At 66.5% G+C, this 1,455-nt stretch carries 1 protein-coding gene; it reads right to left on the bottom strand.

Annotated features, from left to right (window positions below):
• Positions 1–14: 14 nt before the first annotated feature.
• The gene (locus KIH27_RS22080) at positions 15–1,328 is read right to left on the bottom strand and encodes an ISL3 family transposase (protein WP_214095086.1); all 1,314 of its coding nucleotides are present in this window, start codon (positions 1,326–1,328) and stop codon (positions 15–17) included.
• Between the last annotated feature and the right edge of the window lie 127 nt (positions 1,329–1,455).

Raw genomic sequence — 1,455 nt, 5'->3', positions numbered from 1 at the left:
CGGCTCTTCCGGTTTCAGAGTGCGTTGATTCGATCCTGAAGTTGCCCGGAGTGGATCAGGGACCGCAGGATGTAGTGGTTGAGATTGCGGAAGCCCAGTGCGATGCCGCGTAGGTGTTCCAGGCGTCCGTTGATCGCCTCGACGGGTCCGTTGGAGATCCCGACGTCGAAGTAGGCCAGGATCTCGCGGTGCCGCTTCCACAGGCTGCGACCCAATTGCGCCAACTCCTCGAGTCCCTTCGGCACCCCGGTTCGAATCCGTTTGAGGCACTTGAACATCGCCAGCTTGCCCGACCGCCGATCCGGGTCGGCGTAGGCGGCGATCAGGTCCTGGTAGAAGCAGGCCGTGACCTCCACGGCGACATGGGCGTCGTGGGCGGCCAGGGCCTTGTCGAGCTTGGCTTTCTGCTTGTCGGTGAGCAGGTCGGGGCGGGTCAGCAGGATGCGGCGGATGCCGAACAGCGGGTCGCCGGTGCGGCCGCGGTGCCCGCAGGTGTCGGACTGGATGCGTTGGCGGCACAGGTTGAGCTTGTCGGCGGCCAGGTGCACCACGTGGAAGGGGTCCATCACCGCCCGCGCGGCCGGTAGGGCATCGGCGGTGGCGGTGCGGTAGCCGGCGAACCCGTCCATGGCCACCACCTTGACCCGGCTGCGGAAATTAGCATCCCGCGCCTTCAGCCAGTCTTTGAGCACCTCAGCGGAGCGGCCCGCCACCATGTCGAGCAACCTGGCTCGGCCGGTGCCGTCGATGACCGGGGTCAGATCCACCAGCACGGTCACGAAATCCGATCCGCCCTGGCCACGGCCGTGTTTCCACTTGTGCTCGTCAACACCGAGGTAGCGCACCCCATCCAAGTGGCCCGGCTGGTTGAACACCAGATCGCGGGTGAGCGCTGCAGCGATGGTGTTGACGGTGTCCCAGCTCAACGCCAAGGCTCTTGCGACCGCGGCCACCGACATCTTGTCGAGGGCCAACCGTTGCAGAATCCAGCGGGCGCACCGGCGCGTCGTCGCCGCTCTCGGCGCCGCCACCGAATCCATGCGGGCCCGGAAGATCGTCGTCGCGCAGTCGTCGTTGCCGCAGGCGAACCGGGGCACCTGCACACGCAGCCGGGTCGGGTGGCCGACCACCGGCAGGTCAGTCAGTACCCGCTCCACGTGATCACGCAGAACCGCCGGCTGCCCGCACTTGGGACAGGTCGGGTCCGCTGTGACCGGGCGGCAATCGATCCAGGTCAGCTCTTCGGCGATGGCCGCGCCGGTGATCGTCACCCCCAACTCGACGGTTCGGCAGATGGTGTCAGCGACAAGGCACGTAGGCTCAGGCATGGGTCCTGTGGGTGGTCGATTCGGTGTGTGAGAACTCCTATCGTCACACCCCAGGACCCGCCTACAACCCCCGGACTCACCGCATTAGCTGGACACCAGTCCACGCACTCTCGATCCGGAAGAGCCG

This window comes from Mycolicibacter acidiphilus (assembly GCF_018455725.1).
Taxonomy (GTDB): domain Bacteria; phylum Actinomycetota; class Actinomycetes; order Mycobacteriales; family Mycobacteriaceae; genus Mycobacterium; species Mycobacterium acidiphilum.
Note: the sequence above shows the minus strand (reverse complement) of the source record. Positions and strands in the feature narration are given on the sequence as shown.

Bases quoted from the DNA above. Each gene is read 5' to 3' on its own strand.
- KIH27_RS22080 (WP_214095086.1), bottom strand. From the start codon at position 1,328: ATGCCTGAGCCTACGTGCCTTGTCGCTGACACCATCTGCCGAACCGTC.